Raw genomic sequence first — 6,676 nt, 5'->3', positions numbered from 1 at the left:
TCAATAACCCTGTTGATTTATATCCAATAAGTCTGTAATAATTTAAAGCTTAGTTGGAGCAAGATTCAGTTAAACGCTAATACTAATCACATTTGCTAACTCGTTTTTTAATCAATCAGTCAATAGCCACCTCAGTATTGGGGTGGTTCTTTTCATAGTAGTTATATTATGTCTGGTTCAACATTTATAAATAATTAGGCGGGAGTTATATCATGTCCGGATAATCAGTGATAAAAAAAGTTTTTGTTTGTAGTAGGGCTTCAGCCCGATCTATACTTAGGGCTAAATCTCTACTACAAACTTTCATTATAACTATTCAAAAAGAAGAGAGTATAGGGGTTATCTTATACTATTTCTCAAAAACTTTTCTACACTTTGTTGAATAGGGGAGTGGGGGAGTGGGGGAGAAGTAAAAATCAGAATAATTCACATTAACTTTCCTAAAATTCGCAAAAAAATAATCATACGTTAAGGAGTAGTTAATAACTGAAGTGTTACCAAAGTATAGCGTTACTTTTGGGAATTGGTATTATTCATTTATATACATTTATATACATTTTTTCCTTCTTCTGTGTTCCCTGTTCCCCGTTAAGTGTTCCCTAAAAATATCCAATATCTCAGAATAATTCTATGCTAAAAATGCCTGGAGAAAGTTATAGTGGTCTCTTACCACGACTAACAGAAGCAGAAACTTCTCTCAAATATTCACTAGAAGAGAATTTATACAAATTAGCGGTTGAAATTGGCGAACGTAATTATTCAAATTACTCTCAACTAATAGATACTGCTAATTTTCTTGCTAGTGAATTTAGTAAATGTAATTATCAAGTTAGACGACAAAGCTATCAAGTAGATACTCAAATATTTGAAAATTTAGAAGTAGAAATTCAAGGCTCCTATCAACCAGAACAAATTGTAGTAGTGGGGGGTCATTATGACTCAGTTTTTAATTGCCCAGGAGCTAATGATAATGGTACAGGTACGGCAGCAGTATTAGAATTAGCGCGGGTATTTGCCGGGAAAAAAATATCTATAACTTTGCGTTTTGTAGAATTTGTGAATGAAGAACCGCCTTTTTTTATGACTCCTAATATGGGTAGTCTTGTCTACGCTAAAAATTGTCGGCAAAATCAAGAAAATATTGTGGCAATGTTCAACTTAGAAACTATTGGTTATTATTCTGATGAATTAGGTAGTCAAAAGTTTCCTCCTGGTCTCGATCATTTTTATCCTTCTACAGGAAATTACATTACTTTTGTCAGTAATATGGTGAATAGAAAATTAGTATGTGATGTTATTGCTTCTTTTCGTCGCCATACTAAATTTCCCTCAGAAGGTGCTGCACTTCCAGGATTATTTGCTGGGGTAGATTTATCAGACCACTGGGCATTTTTGCAGCAAAATTATCCAGCTTTAATGGTAACAGATACTGCTTTTCTTCGCTATCCTTATTATCATCAACCAGAGGATACTCCTGACAAAATAGATTTCGATAGATTCACAAGAGTTGTGGCTGGTTTGGAGAGAGTAATTGCAGATTTTGTTGGAGTAATTAATGACTAAATCAGTAGTCAGGGATGAAATTTTTTTTAAAATCTAATTAAGATTAGATTATTTTACAACTAATCATAAATTTAGCAATCAGGAATGAGATGTGAGAATTGCGGTGTTCCTTAAAAGGATAGAATATAGCAGTTATCTTATGAATAATATGATGTCCGATTGAATACTTATGAATAAGGATCAAGGAGTCAGAACTCAGGAGGGAAGAAGAAGGAAGAAGAGAAGAAAGTTTTTTATAACTAATTAAACGGACATGATATAAGATACATTTTCTTCTTCCCTGTTCCCTATTCCCTGTTCCCTGTTCCCTATCTCCAAGTAACTTATCATTAACAATTTTCTGGAATTTGAATCGGGAGTTAAATTTGAATGAATTATATCGAATAAAGTTTCATTTTTCTGACTGCCGGACTACTAAAATTACATGATATTACTACTAATTTTTAGTATGCGCCAAAATAATTTTTCTTCAAAGACTTATTAGGAAGAATTCAGAAGTTTCTAGGGACAATTGCTGTTAATATCTGCCAAAATGGATAATGTATTTTGGAAATAAATTCCTAAATTGGCCTCTGACCATAATGAATCCAGAAGGAAATTCAACCTACTCCTACCAAGTCGGTGGTAGTCTACCTGTAGATGCTCCGACTTACGTCAAACGACAGGCAGATGATGAACTTTTTAATGGCCTAATGGATGGGGAGTTTTGTTATGTCCTCAACTCCCGCCAAATGGGTAAGTCTAGTCTCCGGGTTCAGACAATGCGACGTTTACAAGCATCTGGGGTAGTTTGTGCTGCTATAGATTTGACGGCCATTGGTAGTCAGGATATTACCTCGGAACAGTGGTATGCGGGAATAGTTTATAGTTTGGCCAGTAGTTTTGATTTATTGGATAGTTTTGATATTTTGAGTTGGTGGGGCGATCGCTCTTTTCTTTCTGCTTTACAACGTTTAAATGCTTTTATTGAACAAGTATTACTTAGAGAAATAACGGAAAATATTGTAATTTTTATCGATGAAATTGATAGTATTCTCAGTTTGAGTTTTAATGTTGATGACTTTTTTGCTTTAATTCGTTCTTGTTATAATAAACGGGCTGATAATTCTGAATATAAACGTTTATCTTTTGCTTTATTGGGAGTAGCTACACCATCAGATTTGATTAAAAATCGAAATATTAGTACACCTTTTAATATTGGCAAGGCTATAGAATTAGATGGTTTTAAATTGCAGGAAGCGATACCTTTAGTTGCTGGTTTTTCTGGTATTTTTAATGATGGTATGATGGTATTGAGAGAAATTTTAAATTGGAGTGGGGGGCAACCATTTTTAACTCAAAAAGTCTGTCAAATAATTTTATCTTACTGTAAAGAAGTTGAATTTAATATTTCTAGAAAAAATGAGGCAGAGTTAATAGGAGAAATTGTTCGGTCACAAATTATTGAAAATTGGGAAGCAAAAGACGAACCAGAACATTTGAGAACTATACGCGATCGCCTGATTTATAGTAATCAATCTTCGGGAGAATTACTATTATTATATCGGCGGATATTACAGCAGGGAAAAATTAAAGCTAATAATCAAGATTTTCACAGAGAATTACGACTGACGGGAGTAGTGGTAAAACAAAAAGGAAGGTTAAAGGTTTACAACAAAATCTATGCAGAAGTCTTTAATCTTGATTGGGTAGAAAATAAATTGCGAGAAGCAGGTTTATTATCAGAATCAGCAGCAGAAAAATCAATATATTCTGAGACAGATCTTCAAGAGATTGAAAAAATTACAAATGAGGCTTTATTAGAGTTTGAATTTAATCAAATAGAAGGATTAATTTTAGCAATACAAGCAGGAAAAAAGTTAAAACAAATCGTTCAAGATGATTTTTCTTTACAAGAATATCCGACTATCAATCCAATATCGACACTACAAAAAATCATTGGTAATATTCGTCAACAGAATAAATTTATTAGCAATTACATCGGAGTTAAAGACATTAGCTTTAGCTCAAATAGAGAATATTTAGCTATCGTAGAAAGAGACGGCACAATTTTATTACAACAGTTATTACAACCTCACTCCATCAAACTAAAAAGTCACGAAAATGAAGTTTTGTCCGTCAAATTTAACCCCAACAGATATCTTTTGGCAACAGCAGGAAAAGACGGCATTATTAGACTTTGGAATTTACAAGGAAAACAAATAAATCAGTTTAAAAGTAATCAGGGAGCAATCTCTCAAATCAGATTTAGTAATGATGGCGAATATTTAGCAACCGTAGCAGAAAAAGGAGTACAATTATGGAATATTTCTGGGCGCTCGCTCAAGCAAAAAAATATTCATTCAAGCTGGAAAATAATTGTAAGTTTTACCGATGATGGTGAGTGTATTGCAGTTGCAGTCAGAGAAAATATAGTCAGACTGTGGAAAGGGTTAAAACGACAACCATTAGAATTGAAAGTAGATCGGAGCGACGAGTTTACCCTAACAAATGTAAACATGAGTTGGGGTGGAGAATATCTGCTTTGTATTAGTAAAAATGGAATTGTGCGACTCTGGAATTTTCCACAACGACGCTTACTTGACTGGGAAACCCACCAAGCAGAAATTACAAAAGTTTGTTTTAGTCCGAGCGATCGACATATTGCCACAGCAGCAGCAGATGGTACAACCAAAATTTGGGATTTATCAGGAAAACTGCTAACTGAATTTAATGCCGATCGTAACTCAGTTACAGCTCTCAGTTTTACCCCAGATGAAAAACAAATTGCCACAGTGGGTGCTGACGGTACAATTCGCATCTGGAATTTATTTCCAAAACAACCGACTCAATGGAAAACTCAACAAGGTACAGTTTGGAGTGTTGGTTTCAGTTTGACTAAAAAAATAGCCACTGGAGGAGAAGATGGCAGTGTCAAAATCTGGAATATATCTGGTCAAATATTAACTCAGTGGAAAAGCACCAGAGGTAGACTCACCAGCATTAATTTCAGTTCCGATGGCAAATACCTAGCTACAGCAGGGCGCAATAATATTTCAATTTGGAACGAAGACGGGCAACTTGTCAGTCAATGTCACCCCAAACAAGACCTAATATTAGATATAAAATTTAGTCCTGATAGTAAATCTCTTGTAGCGGTGGGAGCTAATGGTACAGCAATATTACGCAACCTGGAAGGAGAACAACTAGCAATATTGAAACGTAGTAACCGTAGAATTGTTGCTAGTGTTAGTTTTAGTCAAGATGGGGAGCGCATTGTTACAGGTGGGTGGGATGGAAAAGTCTGCATCTGGAATTTGTCTGGACAACTGTTAGCAAACTGGGATGGGCACCGAGATAAGGTAAGAAGTGTCAGTTTTAGTGCTGATGGAAACCAAGTTGCTTCTGCGGGTAGGGATAGAATCAAAGTTTGGGATGTCTCTGGAGAACTTTTGAGAGAATGGAGCGCTCATCAGGAAAAATTGGTGGATGTATGTTTTAGTTTAGATTGGCAACGGGTAGCAACTGTAGGAAGTGACTATACTGTTATCTTGTGGGATTTTTCTGGGCGCAAACTGGCAGAATGGAAGACTCCAGAAACGGAATTAACCAGTATTAGTTTTAGTCAAGATGGTAAATATTTGGTTGCGGGTGGGGAAAATAGCATGGTTTATTTGTGGCGAGTTGAAAGTTTGGATGAACTTTTGGTGCGCGGTTATGAATGGTTGCAGGATTATTTTGTTACTCATCCCGAAGAGTTGGAAAAATTAGAGGAGCGTCAGAATCAAAATAGTACAGAAAATGTTGATTTAAGTGATGTTGTTTCTCAAGAAATCGTTAAGCAACCTACAGAAATTCCTGTTAGTTTTAGTCTTAATTCTAATTATGAAATTAACTATATTCGGTTACAGGATTTATTAGCAGCAGGAGAATGGCGAGAAGCAGATTTAGAAACTACTGCTATTATGCTGAAAATAGCTGGTCGAGAATCAAAAGGTTGGTTAAGAGCGCAAGATATTATTAATTTTCCCTGCCACGATCTACTGAAAATAGATAATCTGTGGGTGAGATATAGTAACGGTAAATTTGGCTTTAGCGTTCAGAAAGAAATTTGGAAAAGTTGTGGTGCAACTCAAGATAGTAGTTATCAAATTAATGACCTGGGAAATTATTATTACTGTGGTGACAAATTAGGTTGGAAAATAGGAGATAAACTTTTAACTTATCAGGAATTAAGATTTGATATAAATTCTCCAAAAGGTCATCTTCCCGGAGGAGTATTGAATTGGTTATGGTTTAGTTTTTATCTAGGAAAATCTAATATTTTCAGTGAGGAAATTATTTGGTGGGATATTATTTCTGCTATAGCAATGAAATTAGATGTATGTCAGTCTGACAAATTAGTAAAAATTTATCAATCTGATGGAGAAGGATTTTTAGGTGAATTTTTAGTACATGACAAAGTAGTAAAAATTTATCAAGGTGATATTACTAATTTAGAAGTAGATGTAATTGTTAGTAGTATCGGTGGTCTAGTCTGCGACAGAATCAGGAAAATTGGTGGAGAAGAAATTTGGCAAGAAATGATGAAATCTAGGAGATATATGATCAAAAATACTGCTCTGCGTGGTTCAGGTTTAAGAGAAATAATTATGACCAATGGTGGTAAACTCCAAGCTAAGAAAGTATTTTATGGATTATTAAGCACTCCATATAAACCAGTAATTCAAGAGTTGGTTAATAGTTGTATGATACTAGCTAATAGTTGGAGTTTTCAAACCATTGCTTTTCCTTTATTTGGGACTGGAGTAGGTGTTTTATCTCCTCAAGAAGCTTGGGAAATTATGTTGTCACAAATAGTCAAAAGTTTATCTGACGAAAATCAAACTGTCAGGGAAGTTATTATCTGTATATATGGCAGAAAAGCAATACAGGAAATTGATATTAGAGGAACATTACAACAAATTCAAAATTTAGGTTGGGAATCATTGTAATGATTAATTTTATTAATCATAAATTAAAACGATTAAAAATATGTCTAGTGCCGCTACGCGTAAGTCAAAATTAATGCATTCAAAAGTCAAAAGTATTGATTAGTAAGGTTTTTAGGATTTTGTAACTGGTCAGTTATTTC

General features: G+C 34.5%; 2 protein-coding genes. Both read left to right on the top strand.

The window, feature by feature from the left end; all coding sequences use genetic code 11:
- Window positions 1-630: 630 nt before the first annotated feature.
- Entirely contained in the window at window positions 631-1,563 is a 933-nt protein-coding gene (locus F6K22_RS26520; RefSeq protein WP_293104958.1) for a M28 family peptidase, read from the top strand.
- A 581-nt stretch (window positions 1,564-2,144) separates the two neighbouring features.
- Window positions 2,145-6,536, top strand: coding sequence for a GUN4 domain-containing protein (locus F6K22_RS26515; protein WP_293104955.1), 4,392 nt, complete (start codon window positions 2,145-2,147; stop codon window positions 6,534-6,536).
- Window positions 6,537-6,676: the final 140 nt, after the last annotated feature.

The sequence above is a fragment of the Okeania sp. SIO2F4 genome, assembly GCF_010672385.1.
Classification (GTDB): Bacteria; Cyanobacteriota; Cyanobacteriia; order Cyanobacteriales; family Microcoleaceae; genus Trichodesmium.
This window is presented reverse-complemented; position numbering and strand designations above follow the sequence as displayed.